Here is a 25,836-nt window from a genome sequence, read left to right as displayed (position 1 = left end):
AAGCAATGCTAAAAAGGGCATCATTTGATGCCCTTTTTCTGCGCTACTATTTATAGGGGCGCATAATTCACTCAATGACTGCTCATAGAGTGAATGATTAAAGGATTTATAAGGGTTGAGTTGGAAAGTAATTTCTACCTGAGCCTTTGCAAAAAGTGTTGGTTTGACTCAAATTTTACCAACATTAAAGGAATAAGCCCTGCAGCAGCGGGGTTGTTGTCGTCTAGTTAAGACTTGTCACAGGTTGGTTTTATGAAAGCAAACGCTGAAACTCCTGATAGCTCAAATGCAGCAGATGTAATTAAGTGGATCGTCGCTTTTGCGCTGCTAGCCGCCGCTGTTGTGGGTAATTACCTGTACGGAGAGCTATCTGTAGTTCTTCGCGCTGCAGGTGTAGTTGTATTAATTGCCGCGGCACTTGGTGTTGCAGCTACAACAACAAAAGGTAAGGCAGCTATCACGTTCGCACGTGAAGCACGCGTGGAAGTTCGCAAAGTGGTTTGGCCAACACGCCAAGAAACGATGCAGACTACGCTGATTGTCCTTGCAGTAAGTATTGTAATGGCGCTTGCGTTATGGGGTATCGACGGCATTATGGTCCGTCTTGTTGCGTTCATAACCGGGTTATAGAGGGTGTTAATTCATGAGTGAAGCTCCGAAAAAACGCTGGTACGTTGTTCAAGCCTTTTCTGGTTTTGAAGGACGTGTGGCTCAGTCTCTTCGCGAACATATCAAAATGCACGCAATGGAAGAGTACTTTGGTGAAGTGCTAGTACCGACTGAAGAAGTTGTGGAAATGCGCTCAGGCCAACGCCGCAAGAGTGAGCGTAAGTTCTTCCCAGGCTACGTTCTTGTTCAAATGATCATGAACGACGAATCTTGGCACCTTGTACGCAGTGTGCCACGAGTAATGGGCTTCATTGGTGGAACCTCTGACCGTCCAGCACCTATCACAGATAAAGAAGCTGACGCTATCCTTAATCGTCTAGAGAAAGCTAGCGAAGCTCCACGTCCAAGAACGATGTTCGAAGCGGGCGAAGTGGTACGTGTTAACGAAGGTCCGTTTGCTGACTTCAACGGTACCGTTGAAGAAGTGGATTACGAGAAGAGCCGCCTGAAAGTGTCTGTATCGATCTTTGGTCGTGCAACACCAGTTGAGCTCGAATTCGGTCAAGTTGACAAACTTGATTAATACCGAATTTTTAATGGCTTAGTCCTTTAAAAATGAGAGTATAAAAAAACACCATTTTAGGGTTGTTAAAGGCGCGAATTATGCTTATAATTTCGCGCCTTTTTGCAGTAATGACTGCAGAAAGTTTTTTCAAAACACGGGGAGCTTTCCCATTCGGATAGCGTTTGAACCCAAAATTAGGAAATATCATGGCTAAGAAAGTTGAAGCTTATATCAAACTGCAAGTTGCAGCTGGTATGGCAAACCCAAGTCCACCGGTTGGTCCTGCACTAGGTCAACACGGTGTGAACATCATGGAATTCTGTAAAGCGTTCAACGCAAAAACAGAATCTATTGAGAAAGGTCTACCGACTCCAGTAGTTATTACTGTTTACAACGACCGTTCTTTCACGTTCGTAACTAAGACTCCACCTGCTGCTGTTCTTCTTAAGAAAGCTGCTGGCGTTAAGTCTGGTTCTGGTCGTCCAAACACTGAAAAAGTGGGCACAGTAACTGACGCTCAAATCCAAGAAATCGCAGAAACTAAAGCTGCTGATATGACTGGTGCTGACATCGAAGCAATGAAGCGTTCTATCGCTGGTACTGCTCGTTCAATGGGCCTAGTGGTAGAGGGTTAAGATCATGGCAAAACTTACTAAGCGTATGCGCGTAATCCGCGAAAAAGTTGACGTAACTAAAGAATACGAAATCAACGAAGCTGTAGCTCTTCTTAAAGAACTAGCAACGGCTAAATTCGTTGAGTCTGTAGACGTTGCTGTTAACCTAGGCATCGATGCTCGTAAATCTGACCAGAACGTACGTGGTGCAACTGTACTACCTCACGGTACTGGCCGCGAAATCCGCGTTGCAGTGTTCACTCAAGGTGCAAACGCTGAAGCAGCTAAAGAAGCTGGCGCAGACATCGTAGGTATGGAAGATCTTGCTGAGCAAGTTAAGAAAGGCGAAATGAACTTCGACGTAGTTGTTGCTTCTCCAGATGCAATGCGTGTTGTTGGTCAACTAGGTACTATCCTAGGTCCTCGCGGTCTTATGCCAAACCCGAAAGTTGGTACTGTAACTCCTAACGTTGCTGAAGCAGTTAAGAACGCTAAAGCTGGTCAGGTTCGTTACCGTAACGACAAGAACGGCATCGTACACACTACCATCGGTAAAGTGTCTTTCGAAGCTAACCAACTACAAGAGAACCTAGAAGCTCTACTAGTTGCGCTTAAGAAAGCGAAGCCGTCTTCAGCGAAAGGTACTTTCCTGAAGAAAGTAAGCATCTCTACTACTATGGGTGCTGGTGTTTCTGTAGATCAATCTACACTAAACACTCAAGCTTAATTGCTTGCATAGGCGCGAAATTCTTGTATAATTTTGCGCCTATCAAAATTTGTGGTTGAGGCTGAAATCCTAGTGAGTTTAGTCTCCATCCAAGACCGTAGGCGTTCTGTAAAGAACTTAATACTACCTACGTAGATGGTGCCAGATAGAAAGGAAGTTGAGCGTAACGTTTATCTTTCTTCTGGAAAGCACCGTATGAACTCCCAAAATCGCGAAGATTTCGGGTGGTGTAAAAACAACCAGGAGTAAATCCAAGATGGCTTTAAACCTTCAAGACAAAAAAGCAATTGTTGCTGAAGTCAACGAAGCAGCCAGTGGTGCACTTTCTGCAGTTGTAGCTGACTCTCGTGGCGTTGAAGTTGGCGCAATGACTTCTCTACGTAAACAAGCGCGTGAAGCGGGTGTTTACATGAAAGTCGTGCGTAACACACTTGCACGTCGTGCGGTTCAGGGTACTGACTATGAGTGTCTAACAGACAACTTCACTGGTCCTACTCTGATCGCGTTCTCTAACGAGCACCCGGGTGCTGCAGCGCGTCTTTTCAAAGACTTCGCTAAAGAGAACAAAGAATTCGAGATCAAAGCTGCTGCATTTGAAGGCGCGGTTACTGATGCTGAAGTACTAGCGACACTACCAACTTACGACGAAGCAATCGCACGCCTAATGATGTGCATGAAAGAAGCTTCTGCAGGCAAGCTGGTACGTACTATCGCTGCACTACGCGACCAAAAAGAAGAAGCTGCGGCATAAGCCTTGCTTTTCACTGGTTGCTATTTAAACTTATTGTTGACTTAAAAGAGAATTGTTATGTCTATTACTAACGAGCAAATCCTAGACGCAGTTGCAGAAATGTCTGTAATGCAAGTTGTTGAGCTTATCGAAGCTATGGAAGAGAAATTCGGCGTATCTGCTGCAGCTGCTGTTGTAGCTGGCGGTGCTGCTGGTGGCGAAGCTGCTGCTGAGCAAACTGAATTCGACGTAATCCTAACTGCTGCTGGCGGTAACAAAGTTGCTGTTATCAAAGCGGTACGTGGCGCAACAGGTCTAGGCCTTAAAGAAGCTAAAGGTCTTGTAGACTCAGCTCCAGCACCTCTAAAAGAAGGCGTTGACAAAGCTGAAGCTGAAGCTCTTAAAGCTCAGCTAGAAGAAGCTGGTGCTTCTGTTGAAGTTAAGTAATTATTGCTTAATTTCTTAGCCGAATAGGCTAATGGCTGGTGGTTTATTGACCACCGGCCTTTTTGCGCTGTAGGGCATAGATGAATTTTCCCGCTGTTTAAGCGTCTATGCACCAAGCAAAAAACGTTGTCTCGACGCTAGAGTCAACGTCACTACAGTAAACAGTTGTTAGTCACTGCCCCATACTCCACCTTAAGTAACTAGGATGGAAGGGCAGTTTGGGTCACTTATCAGCGAGCTGAGGAACCCCATGGTTTACTCTTATACCGAGAAAAAGCGCATCCGTAAGGACTTTGGTACTCGTCCACAAGTTTTGGACATTCCATACCTGCTATCGATCCAGCTTGATTCGTTCGACAAATTCATCGAACAGGATCCAGAGGGTCAATACGGACTTGAAGCTGCGTTTCGTTCTGTATTCCCAATTCAGAGCTACAACGGCAACTCTGAGCTGCAATACGTTAGCTACCGTCTTGGTGAGCCAGTATTTGACGTTAAAGAATGTCAAATTCGTGGCGTTACGTATTCAAAGCCACTACGCGTAAAACTACGTCTAGTTATCTTTGATAAAGACGCACCAGCAGGTACCGTAAAAGACATTAAAGAACAAGAAGTCTACATGGGCGAAATTCCGCTTATGACAGACAATGGTACCTTCGTAATCAATGGTACCGAGAGGGTTATCGTATCCCAGCTGCACCGAAGCCCAGGCGTGTTCTTCGACAGCGATAAGGGTAAGACTCACTCTTCAGGTAAAGTTCTTTATAACGCACGTGTTATTCCTTACCGTGGTTCATGGCTCGACTTCGAGTTTGACCCGAAAGATAACCTGTACGTTCGTATCGACCGTCGTCGTAAACTACCAGCATCGATCATTCTTCGTGCACTAGGTAAGTCTACGCAAGAAATCCTCGATATCTTCTTCGAAAAAGTAAACTTCGAAGTTAAGGATCAAACTCTACTTATGGAGTTGGTTCCTGAGCGTCTACGTGGTGAGACTGCTTCTTTCGATATCGAAGCAAACGGCAAAACTTATGTTGAGACTGGTCGTCGCGTTACTGCTCGTCACATCCGCCAACTAGAAAAAGATGGCGTTGAGTTCATTGAAGTACCTGTCGAGTACATCGTAGGTAAAGTAGCTTCTCAAGACTACATCAATGAAGCGACAGGTGAGATCATCGTTGGTGCAAACCAAGAGATCAGCCTAGAAGCACTAGCGAACCTATCTCAGGCAGGCGTTAAGAAACTAGAAGTTCTATTTACGAACGATCTAGACCACGGTCCGTTCATGTCAGACACAATTCGTGTCGACAGCACGGTAGACCGCATCTCTGCATTGGTAGAAATCTACCGCATGATGCGCCCTGGTGAGCCGCCAACAAAAGAAGCTGCAGAAGCACTATTCGAAAGCCTATTCTTCTCTGAAGAGCGTTATGACCTATCGACCGTTGGTCGTATGAAGTTCAACAGCTCTATCCTACGTGAAGATGCTCTAGAACAGGGTACGCTGGATGAGACTGATATCATCGAAGTGATGAAGAAGCTTATCGCGATCCGTAACGGTATCGGTGAAGTCGATGATATCGACCACCTTGGTAACCGTCGTATCCGTTCTGTGGGTGAAATGGCTGAGAACCAATTCCGTGTTGGTCTTGTACGTGTTGAGCGTGCAGTAAAAGAGCGTTTGAGCCTAGGTGACCTTGATGCAATCATGCCTCAAGACCTAATCAACGCTAAGCCTATCTCTGCGGCAGTTAAAGAATTCTTCGGTTCTTCACAGCTATCTCAGTTTATGGACCAGAACAACCCGCTTTCAGAAGTTACGCACAAGCGTCGTATCTCTGCATTGGGTCCTGGCGGTCTGACTCGTGAGCGTGCTGGCTTCGAAGTACGTGACGTACACGTAACTCACTACGGTCGTCTATGTCCTATCGAAACGCCTGAAGGTCCGAACATCGGTCTAATTAACTCTCTATCAGCATTCGCGCGCTGTAACGAGTACGGTTTCCTAGAAACTCCGTACCGCCGCGTTGTTGATGGTGTAGTAACTGACGAAGTTGATTACCTATCAGCAATCGAAGAAGGCCAATTCGTTATCGCACAGGCTAACGCTGCGCTAACGGAAGAAGGCTCTTTTGCTGACGAGCTAATCACAGCACGTCAAAAAGGTGAATCTGGTCTTCACCCACGCGACCATGTTAACTACATGGACGTTGCAACAAACCAAGTAGTATCTATCGCTGCATCGCTTATCCCGTTCCTAGAACACGATGATGCGAACCGTGCATTGATGGGTGCGAACATGCAACGTCAGGCTGTTCCAACACTTAAGGCTGACAAGCCTCTAGTTGGTACTGGTATCGAGCGCAACGTAGCGGTTGACTCTGGTGTAACAGCAGTAGCTAAACGTGGCGGTACAGTTCAGTCTGTAGACGCGTCTCGCATCGTTATCAAAGTTAACGAAGACGAGCTGATTCCTGGTGAAGCAGGTATCGACATCTACAACCTGACTAAGTACACGCGTTCGAACCAGAACACTTGTATTAACCAGCGCCCAACCGTACTACCTGGCGAGCCAGTAGCACGCGGTGACGTTCTTGCTGATGGTCCTTCAACAGACCTTGGTGAGCTAGCGCTTGGTCAAAACATGCGTATCGCGTTCATGCCTTGGAACGGTTACAACTTCGAAGACTCGATCTTAGTATCTGAGCGCGTAGTTCAAGAAGACCGCTTCACGACTATCCACATCCAAGAACTGTCTTGTGTGGCACGTGATACTAAGCTGGGCTCTGAAGAGATCACAGCGGATATTCCAAACGTAGGTGAGTCTGCTCTGTCTAAACTAGACGAGTCAGGTATCGTTTACATCGGTGCTGAAGTTAAGGGTGGTGACATCCTAGTTGGTAAAGTAACGCCTAAAGGTGAAACTCAGCTAACGCCAGAAGAGAAGCTACTACGTGCGATCTTCGGTGAAAAAGCATCTGACGTTAAAGATACTTCACTACGTGTACCTAACTCTATTTCAGGTACCATCATTGACGTTCAAGTCTTCACTCGCGATGGCGTAGAGAAAGACAAGCGTGCTCTAGAAATTGAGCAAATGCAGCTGAAAGAAGCGAAGAAAGACCTAACTGAAGAGTTCCAGATTCTTGAGGGTGGCCTTCTAAACCGTGTTCGCGCTGTACTACTTCAAGGTGGTTACTCTGACGCTAAACTAGATACTATCGATCGTAAGAAGTGGCTAGAGCTAACGCTAGAAGACGATGCAATGCAAACTCAGCTTGAGCAACTTGCAGAGCAGTACGACGAGCTAAAAGCAGACTTCGATAAGAAGTTTGAAACTAAGCGTCGTAAGATCACTCAAGGTGATGATCTAGCGCCTGGCGTTCTTAAGATTGTTAAAGTTTACCTAGCGGTTAAACGTCGTATCCAGCCTGGTGATAAGATGGCGGGTCGTCACGGTAACAAGGGTGTAATCTCTAAGATCAACCCTGTTGAAGACATGCCTTACGATGAGAAAGGTCAGCCTGTCGACATCGTACTTAACCCACTGGGTGTACCTTCGCGTATGAACATCGGTCAGATCCTTGAGGTTCACTTAGGTCTGGCAGCGAAAGGTATCGGTGACAAGATCAACCAGATGGTGAAAGAGCAGCAAGAGCTAGCGAAATTCCGCGAATTCCTGCAGAAGGTTTACGATCTAGGTGGTACTCGTCAGAACGTTGATATTGCATCACTGTCTGATGACGAAGTACGTACTCTGGTTAAGAACCTACGTGGCGGTCTACCGATTGCTACACCTGTCTTTGACGGTGCGTCTGAGAAGTCTATTAAAGAACTTCTAAAACTGGGTGACCTACCAGAATCTGGTCAGCTAACTCTGTTTGACGGTCGTACTGGTGATGCGTTTGAGCGTCCTGTAACTGTAGGTTACATGTACATGCTGAAACTAAACCACCTTGTTGATGACAAGATGCACGCTCGTTCAACTGGTTCGTACAGCCTAGTAACTCAGCAACCACTTGGTGGTAAAGCTCAGTTCGGTGGTCAGCGTTTCGGTGAGATGGAAGTATGGGCACTAGAAGCATACGGTGCTGCATATACGCTTCAAGAAATGCTAACGGTTAAGTCTGATGACGTTAACGGCCGTACGAAGATGTACAAAAACATCGTCGATGGTAACCACAGCATGGAACCTGGCATGCCAGAATCGTTCAACGTACTGTTGAAAGAGATCCGCTCGCTAGGTATCAACATCGAGCTAGAAGACGAATAATCCCTCTGGATTATCTGGTAGAAAAGGGGCTCGCACAGGTTTGCTGACCTAGCGGGTTCCTTTTTAAACTCCTTACAGGAGCTGATTGTGAAAGACTTATTAAACTTTCTAAAAGCACAGCATAAGACCGAAGAATTTGATGCAATCAAAATCGGTCTATCTTCACCTGACATGATTCGTTCATGGTCTTTTGGTGAAGTTAAAAAACCAGAAACTATCAACTATCGTACGTTCAAGCCTGAGCGCGATGGTCTGTTCTGTGCGCGTATCTTTGGTCCAGTTAAAGACTACGAATGTCTTTGTGGCAAATATAAGCGTCTGAAGCACCGTGGTGTTATCTGTGAGAAGTGTGGTGTAGAAGTTACACAAACTAAAGTTCGTCGTGACCGTATGGGCCACATCGAGCTTGCGTCTCCAGTAGCTCACATCTGGTTCCTAAAATCGCTACCATCTCGTATCGGTTTGCTAATGGACATCCCGCTACGTGATATCGAGCGCGTTCTTTACTTCGAAATGTACGTAGTAACAGAGCCGGGTATGACGGATCTAGAAAAATCACAGATGCTTACTGAAGAAGAGTATCTTGATCGTCTAGAAGAATGGGGTGATGAGTTCACTGCTAAGATGGGTGCAGAAGCGATCAAAGATCTGCTGTCTACTATGGACATGCACGCTGAAGCAGAGATGATGCGCGAAGAGCTTGAGTCTACAAACTCAGAAACTAAGCGTAAGAAAATCACTAAGCGTCTGAAGCTAGTTGAAGCGTTTATTCAATCAGGTAACAACCCTGAGTGGATGATCCTAACTGTGCTTCCGGTACTTCCGCCAGATCTACGTCCTCTAGTACCACTAGATGGCGGCCGTTTCGCAACGTCTGATCTGAACGACCTATACCGTCGCGTAATCAACCGTAACAACCGTTTGAAGCGTCTTCTAGAGCTAGCGGCTCCGGACATCATCGTACGTAACGAAAAGCGTATGCTGCAAGAGTCTGTTGATGCCCTTCTAGATAACGGTCGTCGCGGTCGTGCGATCACAGGTTCTAACAAGCGTCCTCTGAAATCTCTTGCTGATATGATCAAGGGTAAACAAGGTCGTTTCCGTCAGAACCTACTAGGTAAGCGTGTAGACTACTCTGGCCGTTCTGTAATCACAGTAGGTCCATACCTTCGTCTGCACCAGTGTGGTCTTCCTAAGAAGATGGCACTAGAGCTATTCAAACCATTCATCTACAGCAAGCTAGAAACTCGTGGCATGGCGACGACAATCAAAGCTGCTAAGAAGATGGTAGAGCGCGAAGAAGCGATCGTTTGGGATATCCTAGACGAAGTAATCCGCGAACACCCAGTACTATTGAACCGTGCACCAACACTTCACCGTCTTGGTATCCAGGCGTTCGAACCAGTACTAATCGAAGGTAAAGCGATCCAGCTACACCCACTAGTGTGTGCGGCGTACAACGCGGACTTCGATGGTGACCAAATGGCGGTTCACGTGCCTCTAACTCTAGAAGCACAGCTTGAAGCTCGTACTCTGATGATGTCGACAAACAACATTCTGTCGCCAGCATCAGGTGATCCGATCATCGTACCTTCTCAGGACGTTGTATTGGGTCTGTACTACATGACACGTGACAAGATCAACGTGAAAGGTGAAGGTATGTACCTTGCTGGCCCTGAAGAGGCTGAGAAGGCATACCGTACTAAGAGCGCAGAGCTACACGCTCGCGTAAAAGTACGTATCACTGAAACGGTAGTTGACGAAGACGGCAACAGCACAACTGAGACTAAGATGGTTGATACCACTATCGGTCGTGCAATGCTATGGCAAATCGTGCCATCAGGTCTTCCATACAGCTTGGTAAACCAAAAGCTAGGTAAGAAGCAAATCTCTAACCTACTAAACGAGGCTTACCGTAAGCTGGGTCTAAAAGACACTGTAATCTTCGCTGACCAAGTTATGTACGCTGGTTTTGCTTACGCAGCACTTTCAGGTGTATCTGTTGGTATCGATGACATGGTTGTACCTCAAGCGAAGTACGACGAGATCGAATCAGCAGAAGAAGAAGTTCGCGAAATCCAGGATCAGTTCCAATCTGGTCTTGTAACAGCGGGTGAGCGCTACAACAAAGTGATCGATATTTGGGCATCGACCAACGATCGCGTAGCGAAAGCGATGATGGACAACCTATCATCTGAAACGGTTATCAACCGTGACGGTGAAGAAGAACAACAAGAGTCGTTCAACAGCATCTACATGATGGCTGACTCGGGCGCTCGTGGTTCTGCAGCTCAGATTCGTCAGCTTGCTGGTATGCGTGGTCTGATGGCACGTCCAGATGGTTCAATCATCGAGACGCCAATCACCGCGAACTTTAAAGAAGGTCTAAACGTACTTCAGTACTTTATCTCAACGCACGGTGCTCGTAAGGGTCTTGCGGATACGGCACTGAAAACAGCGAACTCGGGTTACCTAACTCGTCGTCTAGTAGACGTTGCTCAGGACGTAGTAGTTCACGAGCATGACTGTGGTACGCACGAAGGTATCGACATGATGCCGCATATCGAAGGTGGTGACGTTAAAGTTGCACTTTCTGAGCTTGCGCTAGGTCGTGTAGTTGCTGAAGACGTTCTTAAGCCAGGTACTGAAGAAGTTCTGATCCCACGTAATACTCTGATTGATGAGAAGTGGTGTCAGATCATGGAAGATAACTCTGTAGACAGCATGAAAGTGCGCTCAGTCGTTACCTGTGATGCAGACTTCGGTTGTTGTGCACAGTGTTACGGTCGTGACCTAGCACGTGGTCACCTAGTGAACCAAGGTGAAGCAGTGGGCGTTATCGCTGCTCAGTCTATCGGTGAGCCGGGTACACAGCTTACGATGCGTACGTTCCACATCGGTGGTGCGGCATCTACTGCAGCAGCAGAGAACAGCATCCAAGCTAAGAACACAGGTTCTGTGAAACTTCACAACGCTAAGTTTGTTATCAACAAAGATAAGAAACTGGTTATCACCTCTCGTGCGTCAGAAATGACAATTATCGATGAGTTCGGTCGTACCAAAGAGAAGCACAAACTTCCTTACGGTTCACTACTGACTAAAGGTGACGGCGATGCAGTTCAAGCTGGTGAAACAGTGGCAAACTGGGAAGCGCACACGCTTCCAATCATCACTGAAGTAGCAGGTCGCATCCAATTCGTAGACATGATCGACGGCGTAACTGTTTCTCGTCAAACAGATGACCTAACAGGTCTATCTTCAAGCGAAGTAACAGAAGCGGCAGCTCGCCCAGCAGCAGGTAAAGATATGCGTCCAGCTATCAAACTTGTTGATGAGCAAGGTAACGACGTAATGATCGCAGGCACTGAAATGCCAGCACTTTACTTCCTACCTGGTAAAGCGATCGTGAACATCGAAGATGGCGCAGAAGTAGGTGTGGGTGATACGCTAGCACGTATTCCACAAAAATCTGGCGGTAACAAAGATATCACCGGTGGTCTACCTCGCGTTGCGGACCTATTCGAAGCTCGTAAGCCAAAAGAGCCAGCAATCCTTGCTGAGCACTCTGGTACCGTTTCATTCGGTAAAGAGACGAAAGGTAAGCGTCGTCTAATCATCACTCGTGATGGTGGCGATAACTACGAAGAGATGATTCCTAAGCATCGTCAGCTAAACGTGTTCGAAGGTGAGCGCGTAGAGCGTGGTGACGTAATCGCTGATGGTCCAGAAACTCCGCATGACATTCTACGTCTACGTGGTATTCACGCTGTGACTCAATACATCGCGAACGAAGTTCAAGAAGTATACCGTCTACAGGGTGTAAAGATTAACGATAAGCACATCGAGACTATCGTTCGTCAAATGCTACGTAAGTGTACTATCACTCATGCAGGTGACTCTGAGTTCTTACCAGGCGAGCAGGTTGAATACTCAAGCGTTAAGATCGCAAACCGTCAGCTAGAAGCTGAAGGCAAAGAACTTGTACGTTTCGAGCGTGACCTACTAGGTATCACTAAGGCATCGCTAGCAACAGAATCGTTCATCTCTGCAGCATCGTTCCAAGAAACGACGCGCGTACTAACAGAGGCAGCGGTATCTGGTAAGCGTGATGACCTACGTGGTCTGAAAGAGAACGTTATCGTGGGTCGTCTGATCCCAGCGGGTACAGGTTTTGCGTATCACCAAGACCGTCAAGCTAAGCGTGACGAAGCTCAAGAAGGTCCATCAGCTGAACAAGCGACGGATAACCTAGCTGCGCTACTAAACGCAGGTTTCTCTTCTGACGAGTAATCGCAGAGCGAAATGACAAAAGGCGCCGAAAGGCGCCTTTTTTGTATCTGTTTTTTTTGAAAGAAACGCCTTTACTGCAGCATTATCGGTGACCCAACAATACCCGTTACCTTAATGGTGTCATCCCTTTGAAAAAGGGGAACTCGTGCGGCTAGTGACTACCAAAAATTGAGCACTATACTCGCTGGTGAAGATCCTCACTTTCGTGAGGATGACGGTTTAATTCGGATAGGGTATACATTGGATTCGAGACAGTAAAACACTTGACCAGTGTGGCCGTCGTCCCTTTAAAAAGAGGACTTCGTGCGGCTGGTGACTCACGCAAATGGAGCACAATGCTCGCTAGTGAAGATCCTCACTTTCGTGAGGATGACGGTTTAATTCGGATAGGGTATACATTGGATTCGAGACTGTAAAGCCGTGACCAGTCTATCTGTCATCCCCTTGAAAAAGGGGATCTCGTGCGGCAAGTGGCTCACACAAATCGAGCACAATACTCGCTGGCGAAGATCCTCACTTTCGTGAGGATGGCGGTTTAATTCGGCTTAGGTATTAATTGGATTCGAGACAGTAAACCTGTGGCTAGTGTAACCGTCATCCCCTTGAAAAAGGGGATCTCATGCGGCACGTGACTCACCCAAATTGAGCGCAATAATCGCTGGCGAAGATCCTCACTTTCGTGAGGATGACGGTTTAATTCGGATAGGGTATACATTGGATTCGAGACTGTAAAGCCGTGACAAGTCTATCTGTCATCCCCTTGAAAAAGGGGATCTCGTGCGGCAAGTGGCTCACACAAATCGAGCACAATACTCGCTGGCGAAGATCCTCACTTTCGTGAGGATGGCGGTTTAATTCGGCTTAGGTATTAATTGGATTCGAGACAGTAAACCTGTGGCTAGTGTAACCGTCATCCCCTTGAAAAAGGGGATCTCATGCGGCACGTGACTCACCCAAATTGAGCGCAATAATCGCTGGCGAAGATCCTCACTTTCGTGAGGATGACGCGATGCTGGAGGCGAGTGCGTGCTAGGCTTGCGAAGGATAATCAGTAATTGGCTCGCGTGCTATTTATACCTAAGCCCCTGGCGGAATTGCCAAACTGTCCGCAATCAGCTGAATCAGCTTATCTTCCACTTCAAAGCGCAGCTCAAGAATTTCGCCAACTTTAGACATATCTTCTTCGAACCCAGGAAGCTCATCTTCAAATGACACTTGTACATATTTGTCATTAAACTCAAGCAGTGGGTCGGTCGTGAGAACGATCTTAGCGTAGGTCGCATCGATATCGTCATTGGTTTTAAAGCCGGTGGCTTTCCACTTATCCATCACCATGTCATAGATCTTAAAGTGACCTTCGGAAATGTAATCAACGAGATGATCGCAAAAGGAGCTGATTTCTTTAGCGGTGGGTAGCTCGACCACATTGGTTGGGGCGTGAGCAGGTTGTAGGGAGCCAAGCTTACAGTATTCAACGATAAGCGCTTGTCTGGTTTCTAACCAATGGTCGATGACCTCACTAGAGCCACCCCATTGTTCTTGTACTTGTTTGAATTTATTTAACATGACCATGTCCTCATGATCGGGGACTGCAATAGACAGTCTCACGCTTTGTAATGACAAAGAGTAAAAGAGAAATCGTTTCTCATTCACCAGAGTTAGAATTTCGAGTTTTCTAGCTGGTATGAAATTAGATTGCCAGTAAAATGGTCGAACTGCAAGTGAAGAGGATTGATGATGTTAAAAAAAAGTAAAGCAACCATTCGTCAAGCTTATTGGTGTGTGGTGTCAGGGAACGAGCTTTGGCTTGCAGATGGCGATGTTCCGTTTGGCTCAGCAGAGCAATTCTCCCTACCTGCCGAGCAAGCGATTCAAGTGGGTGAGTTTGAAGGCCACCCTGTGATGTGGCTTAACGATGCCGATTTAGACGGCGAGCGAGAGCTGACATCGCTGCGCGAACTGCTTCACTTGCCAGAAGCGCTGTTTTATCAACTTTCTAAAGCGATTCAATATGGCTACATGAGCCAATCTATGCGTTTTTGTCCTCAGTGCGGAGGTCGCAACCACCTCAACCACAATCAGCTTGCTATGCAGTGTCAGGACTGCAGAACGCTGCATTATCCACGCATCTTCCCATGTATTATTGTCGCCGTTCGAAAAGGGCAGCAAATCCTGCTGGCTCAGCACAACCGCCACGCGGGCGGTATGTATACGGTGATTGCGGGCTTTCTGGAAGTGGGCGAAACACTTGAGACTTGCGTCGCTCGTGAAGTGGAAGAAGAGACGGGGATTAAGGTGGGTAACATCCGCTACTTTGGCAGTCAGCCATGGGCATTTCCATCGAGTATGATGATGGCGTTTCTTGCTGACTACGAGAGTGGTGAGATCAAGCCGGACTATACGGAACTCAAAGACGCGCAATGGTTTTATACCAATCAATTGCCGCTGGTGGCACCGGAAGGGACGATTGCTAGAGCGCTGATCCATGCCACGGTCGACGCCGCTTCAGCAGAAAAATGACAAAAAAAACCCTCCGCGTGCGGAGGGGGTAAGTAAGATGTCGTTATGAGATGCTGAGTCCTAAGACTCAGTAGTATTATTGTAATTTTCGCTAGCAAACAAACTTTTAACATTCCTTTTCTCCATTGGCAAACTCACCTCAAAACTGCGTATTGATAATATGATCTGCTTTGCAAAGTGACTCTTTTTTGAGCGTTCGCGCAGCATAGTGGATGACCCTCAAAATTTAGTAAAAGAATTGTTATCTAAGGCTGCCAACCATGAATGAATAGCGTTAAACTAACGCCTTTCGAATTGGAGAAAAAAGAATGACGGAATTAAAGAACGATCGCTATCTTCGAGCGTTGTTAAAGCAACCTGTAGACTACACACCAGTATGGATGATGCGCCAAGCTGGACGTTATCTTCCAGAGTATCGTGAGACTCGCTCTGTGGCGGGTGATTTCATGTCACTGTGTAAGAATGCAGAGCTAGCGTCTGAAGTGACCCTTCAGCCACTACGCCGCTTCCCGCTAGATGCCGCCATTCTATTTTCTGATATCTTGACGATTCCAGATGCAATGGGTCTAGGCTTGTATTTTGAAGCCGGTGAAGGTCCAAAGTTTGAGCGTCCAATCACGTGCAAAGCGGATGTCGACAAAATTGGCCTTCCTGACCCAGAAGGCGAGCTGCAGTACGTTATGAATGCCGTGCGTCAGATCCGTAAAGACCTGAATGGTGATGTGCCACTGATCGGCTTCTCTGGTAGTCCGTGGACACTGGCGACTTACATGGTTGAAGGTGGCAGCTCAAAAGCGTTCACTAAGATCAAAAAGATGATGTACGCAGAGCCGCAAATCTTACATGCACTGCTGGATAAGCTAGCGGACAGCGTTATCGAATACCTAAATGCTCAGATCAAAGCGGGTGCTCAGTCTGTGATGGTATTTGATACCTGGGGTGGTGTATTAACACCTCGTGACTACAACCTGTTCTCACTTCAGTACATGCACAAGATTGTCGATGGCCTGATCCGTGAAAACGAAGGCCGCCGCGTTCCAGTGACCTTGTTCACTAAGAACGGTGGCATGTGGCTAGAGCAAATCGCAGCAACGGGCTGTGATGCAGTGGGTCTAGACTGGACCATCAACATCGCTGATGCGAAAGCTCGCGTAGGCGACAAAGTGGCGCTGCAAGGCAACATGGATCCATCCATGCTTTACGCTCAGCCTGAGCGTATTCGTGAAGAAGTGGCGACCATTCTAGAAGGCTTTGGCGACGGTGGCACAGGTCACGTGTTCAACCTGGGTCACGGTATTCACCTTGATGTACCGCCAGAGAACGCAGGCGTATTTGTAGAGGCCGTTCACGAGCTCTCTAAGCCGTACCACAAGTAATATACTTGAGTCTAAATAATGAGATGCCGTTATCTCCTTAACTGGGGGTAACGGCATTTTTGTATCATCTTGACTACGCTTTAACTAGGTTTCGTTTAACGAGGCAACCTTATGTTTAAAGTGTTTCTCTCCTTAATCGCCTCAGTGCTGTTGATCAGCGGCTGTGCATCTGATGTTGCGACCGACTACAACGCCAGCGTAAATTTTTCCGCCTTCAGGACCTATCAATATCAAGAAAATGAAGCGACACCTCTTAGCCTAGATGGTGCGCGGATCAAGCAAGCCGTGGACAACGAGCTCGGTAATCGCGGATTTGCAATGGTAGAGCAGGGCGCAGACCTATTGGTTCGTTATGACATTCTGGAAGGCACCGAGCTTAGAGCGGATGGACCAAGTTTCGGTTTTGGCTTTGGCACGGGAAGCTACAACAGTGGCTATGGTGTCGGCGTACGCACTCCAACACGCGTTAAAGAGAAGAAGCTTGGCAAACTTGCGGTTGAGCTGGTTGATCCAAGTACCAACGACGTCGTTTGGCGCTCGGTGTCACAGCGTCAGTTGACCGAAACCATGGAGCCTGCTGATAGAGATGCCTTTGTGCAGGAGCAGGTTCATAAGATGTTTGAGGAATATCCGGAATAAGAGCGGTTGAAGAGCGGTTGAAGAGCGGTTCTATGGCCCTGTGGCCCTATGGGGAAGAGCCATGCTGATTCATTTAAGTTATTGACAGATATTGTCTTATGGTTTTTTCTGACCACAGGACCACAGGACCACAGGACCACAGGACCACAGGACCACAGGACCACAGGACCACAGGACCACAGGACCACAGGACCCTAATACCCACGCTCAAAATCAATCACGTTCTGCAACTGGAACCCATCTCTCCAGCGTAAGAAGTTCTCCGCGAAAATATCCACCACCTGTTCAGGGAAGCTAATCGCTGCGATATGAGGGGTAACCGTCACATTTGGGTTGCTCCAATACGGGCATTCTTGTGAGATAGGCTCATCGATAAACACATCCAAAAAGGCATGGACTAAGTGACCGCGCTCTAGCGCTTGAAGTAGTGCATTTCCGTCCACCGTTTGACCCCGCCCGACATTAAAAAACAGGGCATGGCGACAGGCCGAGAACAGACGTTCACCGAAAAGACCATCGGTGGTTGGCGTATTCGGCAGCGTATTGACGATGATGTCTGCGCCTTCAAGTGCTTTCTCGGCTTCATTGATATGGTAGGTTTCGACAAACGCACTTTGCCTTGGTGGAATGCCGGTACGATTAATCCCCACAGGCACAATACCCAGCGCTTTCACTGTGTTGGCTAGGTGGCTACCAATGGCGCCAGTGCCAAAGATGGCCATGCGCTTGCCAATCATCGATTGGTAGCTATGGGGTTGCCAGTCGCGTTTGTTTTGCTGCTGTCGGTACAGATCGAAATGACGGAAATAGCTAATCGAGTAACCAAGCACATACTCACTGATCTGTTGGCCGAAAATCCCTTTCACATTGGTGAGTTTATAATCTTTACGAAGTGATTCACCGAGTAGTGCATCGATACCTGCATACGTCGATTGAACCCACTCAACTACTTTTGCTTCATCCAGTTTAGACGCTAGTTTGGGCGGTGCAGCCAGCAAAATGTTGGCCTCATTGAGCTGGGACGTGAACTCTAAATCTGGCAACTGTTTGCTTTCAAGGAGCTTTCGGTAGTGGTCATTGTTATCCGTCACAAGTGCTAAGCGATGCTTTTGCGTCGTCATTTCTGGCTATTCCCTATCCGTTTGGTTACACTTCCGCTGTCTACACTCACTACGGCAGAGCAACCATGTTAAAGAACCCTATTCAGGTACGTATCGAAAAATTTGAGCCTTGGCAGCATATCACTTTTATGACCTGTTTGTGCGAACGTATGTACCCGAACTTCGCGATGTTCTGTGAGCAAACTGAGTTTGCTGAAGCACGTGTGTATCGCAATATTTTGGATGCGGTATGGGAACTGCTGACGGTGAAAACCGCCAAAATCAACTTTGAAAAGCAGCTTGAGAAGCTAGAAGAGGTCATTCCGAACTCGGAAGATTTCGAGATGTACGGCGTCTATCCAGCGATTGATGCGTGTTTTGCCTTATCGACTCTACTGCATGGTTTGCTCGATCGCGATTACTTACTGGAATCAACGCTTAAGATCAGTCAACAGTCTGTCGCGACGGTGGCTCAGCTTGAACAGGCAGAAACCGGTGTGGAAATCACCAATGAGAACCAAAAAGAAAACGAAGCTGTGTGTGAAGAGTGGGATGTTCAGTGGGCTATTTTCCGTCCACTACGTGATTGCACTGAGCGTGATATAGAACTGATTAAAGATTTACGTGCTGAGCTGAAAGAACAGGCTGTCAGCAACATTGGTGTAGAGATTTAAAAAGCGGACCTATGGTTCTGTGGCCCTGTGGAACGTTTGCTTGACGGTGTTTAGCATACACAATCAACCATAGAACCATAGAACCATAGAACCATAGAACCATAGAACCCTACAACCCCGAATAACTAATCCGATTCACAAACCACTCTTTGATCCCTTCTGGCGTCTTGACCACAAACTCATCATCGACCTCTTTTTTCAAGATCGCGCGAGCCATCGGTGAATCGATCGAGATGTAGCCTTTGGCACCACCATAGATCTCATCCGGTCCGACAATACGAAATTGCATGGTATCGCCATCATCATTTTCAATCTCAACCCAAGCACCAAAGAACACTTTGCCTTCTTGCTGGGGAGAGTAGTCCACGACCGTAACCTGCTCTAATCGTTTTCGCAGGTAGCGGACGCGACGATCAATTTCACGTAAGCGCTTCTTGTTGTATTGATAGTCAGCGTTCTCTGAACGGTCGCCGAGCGACGCTGCCCACGTGACCTTCTTGGTCACTTCAGGTCGTTCTTCACGCCAAAGATAATCGAGTTCTTTTTTGAGTTTGTCGTACCCTTCGCGGGTAATCAGGTTTGTTTTCATCATTCAATCGAATTGTGGGTAACCGACACCATATTGCCATGAAAACAAAAAAGCTCAATCCAGTTCACGGACTTAGTGGGTGGGTTGAGGTGTTCGGCGGTCTCGTTGTACTTTTTGATGATGGCTGAGTAGCGACAATATTCGTCCTTCATCGTGTATCTGTTCAAAGAATGGATTGGCATATAAGGCGGTGAGATCACATTCATACACGGTCAGCTCCCCCACCTGATACTTCTCTGGAATGTAGATGTCCGACATTAAGGTTTTAGCGTAGGGCTTGATGGCGGTAACGAGAACCTTTTTCCCTTCAAATAACTGACAAGCGTGTCGGTGAACTTGGCGATGCAGCGGTTTATCTTGTGCTAGATAACTCAGTAAGCAATCTTGGTCGTTGGCATCTTTACCGTAAACGATATGACCCACCATGGCTTGCTGATGCAATGCGATTTCGACATGCAGCTCTTTGACGGACATCGCTGAAACTAGATTTGCAAAGCTGATGTTACGGTAGTGCTGCTGAGCGTGCTCTATTTGCTGGCGATAGAGGGCTGGCAATTGCTCCCAAGAATAACGAGTGAAAGAGTCGATTGAGCAAGGGTAGACGGGGTCATATCCAATGAAAAGCTCGTCGTATTTTTCTACCCCCTGTATTAATCGCAGCTCTTCTTGACTGTAGCGATAGGGCAATTGAAAAAACGCCGCAACCCCAGCTCGGCGCATCAAAGAGGGTTGGCCATTGCTGTGCTCCCACTTGCTTAGCATAGGCTGATTGACGCCTTGAAACGCTCGATGAGACAAGCTCAGGGCTTCGACGAGTTCAAGTTGAGACAGACCATGAACACTGCGCCAATACTTGAGTGCTGTGGCAAAACTGTCGCGGGAAAAATGCGGTTCCCATTGGGATGATGTGGTCATAACCCTCTCCTTGATATATCGAGACCAGAGACGTTACTAAGGGTATATGACGGAAGCGATGGCGGCTGTGAAAACGGTATTTCCAAGCGTTACAAAGCGTTAAAGAACGCGAGAAATATGACGGTGGCGTTAATCGTGTTTCAGAAACAAAAGTCTGGCAACATACAATAAACACCATTCATATCACACAGAATGGTGACGAAGGCAGCTAATATAGGCCATAATTAATAATCGCTAACAATTCTCTGCACAACTTTTGTCCAAGGAATGTTACATTTACCGCTGAACCTTTGGTTTGCCTCTAACGACAGCAGACTGAAGGTGTGAATTGCTTTTTAGTGGTGGAATCGAATATGCAAGAAAATCACAAGATTTTAGTTGTTGATGACGATGCACGTCTACGTGCATTGCTAGAGCGTTACTTATCAGAGCAAGGATTCCAAGTACGCAGTGTTGCTAACAGTGAGCAGATGGACCGCCTGTTAACCCGAGAAAACTTTCATTTGATGGTATTGGATTTGATGCTACCAGGTGAAGATGGCCTGTCGATTTGTCGTCGTTTACGTAACGCCAACAACATGTTGCCAATTCTTATGCTGACAGCGAAAGGCGATGAAGTAGACCGTATTGTTGGCCTTGAGGTCGGTGCGGATGACTACTTACCAAAACCGTTCAACCCGCGTGAGCTGCTAGCTCGTATTAAAGCGGTGTTACGCCGTCAAACCATCGAAGCGCCAGGAGCGCCAAGCCAAGAAGAGTCTGTGGTTGAGTTTGGTGACTTCCGTCTAAACCTTGGTACTCGTGAGATGTTCCGTGGTGAAGAAGCGATGCCACTCACATCTGGTGAGTTTGCAGTGCTTAAAGCATTGGTCACCAACGCACGTGAGCCGATGTCGCGTGATAAGCTGATGAACATGGCTCGCGGCCGTGAGTATTCAGCGATGGAACGTTCTATTGACGTGCAAATTTCTCGCTTGCGTCGTATGTTAGAAATCGACCCGAGTAAACCTCGCTACATTCAAACCGTGTGGGGTCTAGGTTATGTCTTCGTGCCAGATGGCAAAGAAGCATAATTGATTGATAAGGCTCTGGATGGATTCAGAGCCTTTTTTGTTTATTATCCTGTCTCGATCTTCGCTCCAAAGGAAATCTTATGCGCTTTCGTAGCTCCTTCACGCAATCTATCCTGCTGTTTTTCTCTCTGCTGATTGCCAGCCAAGTTTTCTCCTATTACGCCGTGTACAACTATGCGTTGTTGCCAAGTTTGCAGCAGTTCAACAAGATCTTGGCGCATGAGCTGGTGTTCTTCTTGGAAGACACGGAAGCGGTCGATGGGCAGATCGAAATGGATGCGCCAATGCGCCGCCAGGTATTGGCTCAGTTAGGCGTAACGATTCACGCCGATGATAGCCCGATGGCCGAAGAGTTCAGTCAAGCGTTACCGATTGATTTGATGAGTGAAGAGATGAGTGACGAGCTAGAAACCGAGACCGAGGTTCGTCTGATACTTGGTGAGGAGAGCTATATTTTATGGATGAAAATTGCCGCGTTGCCAAACTCCTTAATACGCATCCCGCTCTCTGAGCTGCAAGAAGAAGACTTTGCACCGCTATTTCGCAATAGCTTAATTATGGCTCTGCTTGTCCTTGCTGGTGGCTGGCTGTTTATTCGCTTGCAAAATAGGCCGCTGACAGCGCTTGAGCATGCGGCGAAACTGGTGGGGCAAGGAGAAATCCCGCCGCCACTGCCAGAGAAAGGGGCATCGGAGATCCGCTCAGTCACTCGAGCCTTTAACCAAATGGCAAAAGGCATCCAAGAGTTGGAACAGGACCGCACACTATTGATGGCCGGTATCAGTCACGATATCCGCACGCCGCTGACACGTATTCGCCTTGCCACAGAGATGATGTCGCCAGAAGACAGCTATTTGGCGGAAGGCATTATTAGTGACACCGAAGAGTGTAACGAGATCATCAGCCAGTTTATGGACTATTTAAAACCGGTTAACACTCAGTCGTTCGAACCGCTTAGCTTGAATGATATTGCCTCGGATATTGTCTCGTCTGAAGGCGGCTATGAGATCCAAATTGATTTTGAACCCATGGCGCGCATCAAAGATATTGAAGGCAGTCCAATTGCCATCAAACGTGCTATCACCAATCTCGTGGTCAATGCTGTACGTTATGGCAATGGTTGGGTGAAAGTAACCACCGGCATGACGGTTGACAACAAACTGGCGTGGGTCACGGTGGAAGACAATGGACCGGGCATCGAGCCCGATCAAATCAGTCGTCTATTTGAACCCTTCACGCGCGGTGACACCGCTCGTGGCAGTGAAGGCACGGGATTAGGGTTAGCGATTGTTAAGCGTATTATCAGCCAGCACCATGGCTCAGTAAGCATCTCGAATCGCAGCGAAGGCGGCTTAAAAGCGCAAGTGAGCTTTCCCGCAGTGAAGAATGGGAAGAATATGGTTCCTAGGACCTAGGTTGGAAGTACAGGGTTGGCCTGTCGACCATGTTAAATGAGTCACGTGTTGTAGAAGATCCCCTTTTTCAAGGGGATGACGAAGTGGCAGGAGATGACGAAGTGGTGGGGGATGACAAATTTATTTGGTCGATTGTGAGTGAAGAAAAATACCCGTCATCCTCACGAAAGTGAGGACCTCGTGACGCACGTGCCCAGTTTAGTCGTAGCGTCCAACTCACAACCTACGCCTTAGCGTAGTACTCTCGATCACCCAACCAACGCTCAATGATCTTCTTAGCATTGTCCGGATATTGTTCATGAACATGACGGGCAATGCGCTGCACTTCTGGCACTAAGCGCTGGTCACGGACTAAGTCGGCGATCTTAAAGTCAGCCAAACCGGTTTGCTTGGTACCGAGCAGTTCGCCAGGGCCTCGGATCTCTAAGTCTTTCTGAGCAATCACAAAGCCGTCATTACTTTCTCTTAGCACGCCTAAGCGCTTTTGAGCGGTTTTAGACAGTGGAGAGTGATACAACAGCACACAGTGACTTGCGACGCTACCACGTCCCACACGGCCGCGCAGCTGGTGTAGTTGAGCTAAACCAAGACGCTCTGGGTTTTCGATGATCATTAAGCTGGAGTTGGGCACATCCACCCCGACCTCAATGACGGTAGTGGCGACCAAAAGATGCAGCTCGTTGTTTTTAAAGCGCTGCATCACATCTTGTTTCTCGGCTGGCTTCATGCGGCCGTGCACCAAACCAATCTTAAGATCAGGCAGTTTGCGTTGTAGGTCTTCGGCGGTATCCGCGGCAGCTTGCGCCTCAAGCACTTCAGACTCGTCGATCAAGGTACACACCCAATAGGCCTGCTTGCCTTCATGAAGACAGGCATTTTTAACTCGCTCAATCACATCATCACGCTTGGTGTCCGGAATGGCGACCGTTTGAATCGGAGTTCGACCCGGTGGCAATTCATCAATCACGGAGGTTTCCAAATCTGCATACGCGGTCATCGCCAGCGTTCTAGGAATGGGCGTTGCCGTCATGATCAACTGATGCGGGTAGAAGCCTTGCTTGGCGCCTTTCGCACGCAGTTCGAGTCGCTGGTGGACACCAAAGCGGTGCTGCTCATCAATGATAACGAGTGCCAAGTTTTTAAACTCGACCGATTCCTGAAATAGCGCATGGGTGCCCACAACCATTTGTGCTTCACCGCTAGCAATACGCGCGAGCTCAGCTTCTTTCGCCTTGCCTTTCTGCTTACCAGATAGCCAGCCTACTTGAATGCCCATCGACTCAAACCAGCCAGCAAAGTTAATCGCATGTTGCTCAGCAAGCAGTTCGGTCGGTGCCATCATGGCCACTTGATAGCCATGTTCAATAGCGCGCACCGCAGCTAAGGCTGCGACCAGGGTTTTACCCGAGCCCACATCGCCCTGTACTAAGCGCATCATAGGAATAGGTTTTTGCAGATCGGTTTCAATCTCTTGAACCACGCGAGCTTGAGCACCTGTTGGTGAGAAGGGCAGTTGCTGCAAAAGCTTTTGTTTCAGCGTTTGCACGGGATCAAGTGCAATCGCAGCATCTTGCTGACCTTTGCTGCGCACGGCGAGCATCGACAAGTTCTGCGCCATCAGCTCTTCAATGATCAGGCGCTGCTGAGCGGGGTGTTTGCCTTCATCAAAATCGTCGAGGTTAATGTTCGGTGGCGGGCGGTGAATAATGTGTAGCGCTTGGCTAAGCGTCATTTGTTGGTTGTACAAGCCACTGGGTAGTAGCTCATCAACGGCGGCGCCATCCATGAGCTCTAGCGCTTGGTCGGTTAAACTCTTCAGAGTCAGTTGTCTCAAGCCTTCTGTCGTCGGGTAGATGGGCGTCAGAGTTTGCTCAAGCTTCGGGGTTTTCCCCTCAGCATGAAATTTGTATTCTGGATGGATGATTTCAAGGCCGTGATTGCCGCGCTTCACCTCGCCATAGGCAACAATAACGCGCCCCTCGGAGAAGTTATTCTTCATTGCTGCGGTGAAGTTGAAAAAGCGCAGGGTAATGGTGCCATTGCCATCACTGACTTTTACGGTCAGCATTTTACGGCGGCCAAAAGCCACGTCACTGCTCATCACTTTACCTTGCACTGAGCCCCAAAGACCTGGGTGCAATTTGACGATAGGGTAGATTCGCGTGCGGTCTTCATAGCGATGCGGCAAGTGAAATAGCAGATCTTGCACCGTGTGCAATCCTACCTTTTCAAGTTTTTCTGCGACTTTTGCCCCAACGCCAGAAAGCGAAGTTAAAGGAATTGCCGACAGTAACTGAGCCATATTCACCATCCATCAGAGTGTTAGATGGGAATATTCAAGCACTTTACTGTCTTTTTGTACAGTTTAAGTTTGGAAGAGCGGGGAAGAGCGGAACTATGGCCCTGTGGTCCTGTGGGGTGAGACGAGATACACCTTTAATTAATTAATTAATTGATTAATGTTGTTGGTTTGTTTTCATGAACCATAGAACCATAGAACCATAGAACCATAGAACCATAGAACCATAGAACCATAGAACCATAGAACCATAGAACCATAGAACCATAGAACCATAGAACCAAGGACCACTACTTCTTCTGCATCTCTTTCCACCATGACTCATCCGCCACAATCTGACCTTCATGATCGAGTGGTGGGTACGGCATGTTTTTCTTTTTGGCGACTTTGGCGAGAACCGGGTGGCCGCGTTCGAATAGGATGCGGTGGATAGTTTCTTCTGGGAGAGCGCTTGCCTCACGATCGTACATGCCCGCAAGTTGGCGCTGTCTTTGTGCTTCGAACAGAATGAGTGCGCTAGCAACCGAGACATTGAGCGACTGCACCATGCCGACCATAGGAATAATGATGTCCTGATCGGCTTCACCGAGCGCATCTTGAGTGATGCCGTTCTTCTCCCCGCCAAGAATGATGGCGGTAGGTTTGGTGTAATCGATGTCGCGAAAGTCGACAGCCTTATCCGAGAGATTGGTTGCCAGTACTTGCATGCCTTGTGATTTAAGCTCGCGAACCGCATCTGCCACCGTATCATGGGTTTCTACTTCGACCCAGTTTCGTGCACCTGCCGAGGTATGGCTTAAGGTACGCATTTTTTCATCTGGCCATACTGCATGGACTTTGTGGACACCTGCTGCATCGGCGGTGCGTATCACGGCAGAGACATTGTTTGGCTTGTGCACTTGCTCGAGCAGCAAAGTCAGGTCGGGTTGACGTGCTTTGAGTACTTCTTGAATACGATTGTAGCGTTCTAAGTTCATT

The 25,836-nt window shown here is 47.7% G+C and carries 20 protein-coding genes; 14 read left to right on the top strand and 6 right to left on the bottom strand.

All coding sequences use genetic code 11. From position 1 onward, the window contains the following. Positions 1-252: 252 nt before the first annotated feature. The 8 genes from secE (at position 253) to rpoC (ending at position 12,258) form a co-directional block, all read left to right on the top strand. Complete coding sequence (gene secE, locus AAA946_RS15485) at positions 253-630, top strand: preprotein translocase subunit SecE (protein ID WP_042478967.1); 378 nt, start codon at positions 253-255, stop codon at positions 628-630. A 13-nt stretch (positions 631-643) separates the two neighbouring features. Further along, positions 644-1,192 carry a transcription termination/antitermination protein NusG gene (gene nusG / locus AAA946_RS15480; RefSeq protein ID WP_042478970.1) on the top strand — a complete coding sequence of 183 codons (549 nt, stop codon included), beginning with the start codon at positions 644-646 and terminating at the stop codon, positions 1,190-1,192. 188 nt (positions 1,193-1,380) lie between these two features. Further along, positions 1,381-1,809 (top strand): 50S ribosomal protein L11, encoded by a 429-nt coding sequence (gene rplK, locus AAA946_RS15475; protein ID WP_008078231.1) that lies wholly within the window; start codon positions 1,381-1,383, stop codon positions 1,807-1,809. A gap of 4 nt (positions 1,810-1,813) precedes the next feature. Continuing rightward, positions 1,814-2,515, top strand: coding sequence for a 50S ribosomal protein L1 (gene rplA / locus AAA946_RS15470; RefSeq protein WP_042503215.1), 702 nt, complete (start codon positions 1,814-1,816; stop codon positions 2,513-2,515). 256 nt (positions 2,516-2,771) lie between these two features. After that, positions 2,772-3,266, top strand: a complete 495-nt coding sequence (gene rplJ, locus AAA946_RS15465) for a 50S ribosomal protein L10 (RefSeq protein WP_338165614.1) — start codon at positions 2,772-2,774, stop codon at positions 3,264-3,266. Between the two features lie 57 nt (positions 3,267-3,323). Then, on the top strand, positions 3,324-3,692 hold the full coding sequence (gene rplL / locus AAA946_RS15460) for a 50S ribosomal protein L7/L12 (protein WP_031493851.1): 369 nt from the start codon (positions 3,324-3,326) through the stop codon (positions 3,690-3,692). A gap of 250 nt (positions 3,693-3,942) precedes the next feature. Next, positions 3,943-7,968 carry a DNA-directed RNA polymerase subunit beta gene (rpoB, locus tag AAA946_RS15455; protein WP_338165613.1) on the top strand — a complete coding sequence of 1,342 codons (4,026 nt, stop codon included), beginning with the start codon at positions 3,943-3,945 and terminating at the stop codon, positions 7,966-7,968. A gap of 87 nt (positions 7,969-8,055) precedes the next feature. After that, positions 8,056-12,258 carry a DNA-directed RNA polymerase subunit beta' gene (gene rpoC, locus AAA946_RS15450; RefSeq protein WP_112460209.1) on the top strand — a complete coding sequence of 1,401 codons (4,203 nt, stop codon included), beginning with the start codon at positions 8,056-8,058 and terminating at the stop codon, positions 12,256-12,258. 1,077 nt (positions 12,259-13,335) lie between these two features. On the opposite strand, the gene rsd is transcribed toward rpoC, so the two are convergent. Next, entirely contained in the window at positions 13,336-13,830 is a 495-nt protein-coding gene (gene rsd / locus AAA946_RS15445) for a sigma D regulator (protein WP_338165612.1), read from the bottom strand. 165 nt (positions 13,831-13,995) lie between these two features. On the opposite strand from rsd, the gene nudC reads away from it, so the two are divergent. The 3 genes from nudC (at position 13,996) to AAA946_RS15430 (ending at position 16,793) form a co-directional block, all read left to right on the top strand. Continuing rightward, positions 13,996-14,778, top strand: a complete 783-nt coding sequence (gene nudC, locus AAA946_RS15440) for an NAD(+) diphosphatase (protein ID WP_338165855.1) — start codon at positions 13,996-13,998, stop codon at positions 14,776-14,778. A 308-nt stretch (positions 14,779-15,086) separates the two neighbouring features. Beyond that, a complete protein-coding gene (gene hemE, locus AAA946_RS15435) occupies positions 15,087-16,154 on the top strand; it encodes a uroporphyrinogen decarboxylase (protein ID WP_338165611.1) in 1,068 nt (355 codons plus the stop codon). A 111-nt stretch (positions 16,155-16,265) separates the two neighbouring features. After that, a complete protein-coding gene (locus AAA946_RS15430) occupies positions 16,266-16,793 on the top strand; it encodes a DUF4136 domain-containing protein (protein WP_338165610.1) in 528 nt (175 codons plus the stop codon). A gap of 194 nt (positions 16,794-16,987) precedes the next feature. Here the strand turns inward: AAA946_RS15430 and AAA946_RS15425 are convergent, their stop codons facing one another. Then, on the bottom strand, positions 16,988-17,914 hold the full coding sequence (locus tag AAA946_RS15425) for a D-2-hydroxyacid dehydrogenase (protein ID WP_338165609.1): 927 nt from the start codon (positions 17,912-17,914) through the stop codon (positions 16,988-16,990). A gap of 65 nt (positions 17,915-17,979) precedes the next feature. Between AAA946_RS15425 and AAA946_RS15420 the strand changes: the two genes are divergently transcribed. Further along, on the top strand, positions 17,980-18,567 hold the full coding sequence (locus tag AAA946_RS15420) for a YjaG family protein (protein WP_338165608.1): 588 nt from the start codon (positions 17,980-17,982) through the stop codon (positions 18,565-18,567). Positions 18,568-18,676: 109 nt separating this feature from the next. Here the strand turns inward: AAA946_RS15420 and greB are convergent, their stop codons facing one another. Together greB and AAA946_RS15410 are read right to left on the bottom strand one after the other, a co-directional pair. After that, entirely contained in the window at positions 18,677-19,156 is a 480-nt protein-coding gene (gene greB, locus AAA946_RS15415; protein WP_338165607.1) for a transcription elongation factor GreB, read from the bottom strand. Positions 19,157-19,228: 72 nt separating this feature from the next. Continuing rightward, positions 19,229-20,071 carry a helix-turn-helix domain-containing protein gene (locus AAA946_RS15410; protein ID WP_338165606.1) on the bottom strand — a complete coding sequence of 281 codons (843 nt, stop codon included), beginning with the start codon at positions 20,069-20,071 and terminating at the stop codon, positions 19,229-19,231. Between the two features lie 353 nt (positions 20,072-20,424). On the opposite strand from AAA946_RS15410, the gene ompR reads away from it, so the two are divergent. Both ompR and envZ read left to right on the top strand, forming a co-directional pair. Next, positions 20,425-21,144 (top strand): osmolarity response regulator transcription factor OmpR, encoded by a 720-nt coding sequence (gene ompR, locus AAA946_RS15405; protein WP_006071277.1) that lies wholly within the window; start codon positions 20,425-20,427, stop codon positions 21,142-21,144. A gap of 80 nt (positions 21,145-21,224) precedes the next feature. Next, positions 21,225-22,559: a two-component system sensor histidine kinase EnvZ gene (gene envZ / locus AAA946_RS15400; protein WP_338165605.1), complete on the top strand. Its 1,335-nt coding sequence runs from the start codon at positions 21,225-21,227 to the stop codon at positions 22,557-22,559. 223 nt (positions 22,560-22,782) lie between these two features. Here the strand turns inward: envZ and recG are convergent, their stop codons facing one another. Then, on the bottom strand, positions 22,783-24,861 hold the full coding sequence (gene recG, locus AAA946_RS15395; protein WP_338165604.1) for an ATP-dependent DNA helicase RecG: 2,079 nt from the start codon (positions 24,859-24,861) through the stop codon (positions 22,783-22,785). A 287-nt stretch (positions 24,862-25,148) separates the two neighbouring features. Then, positions 25,149-25,835, bottom strand: a complete 687-nt coding sequence (trmH, locus tag AAA946_RS15390) for a tRNA (guanosine(18)-2'-O)-methyltransferase TrmH (RefSeq protein ID WP_338165603.1) — start codon at positions 25,833-25,835, stop codon at positions 25,149-25,151. Position 25,836: the final 1 nt, after the last annotated feature.

The sequence above is a fragment of the Vibrio sp. 10N genome (genome assembly GCF_036245475.1).
In the GTDB taxonomy this organism is placed as follows: Bacteria; Pseudomonadota; Gammaproteobacteria; order Enterobacterales; family Vibrionaceae; genus Vibrio.
The sequence above is the reverse complement of the archived record's forward strand: the minus strand, read 5'-3'. Positions and strand labels throughout refer to the sequence as shown.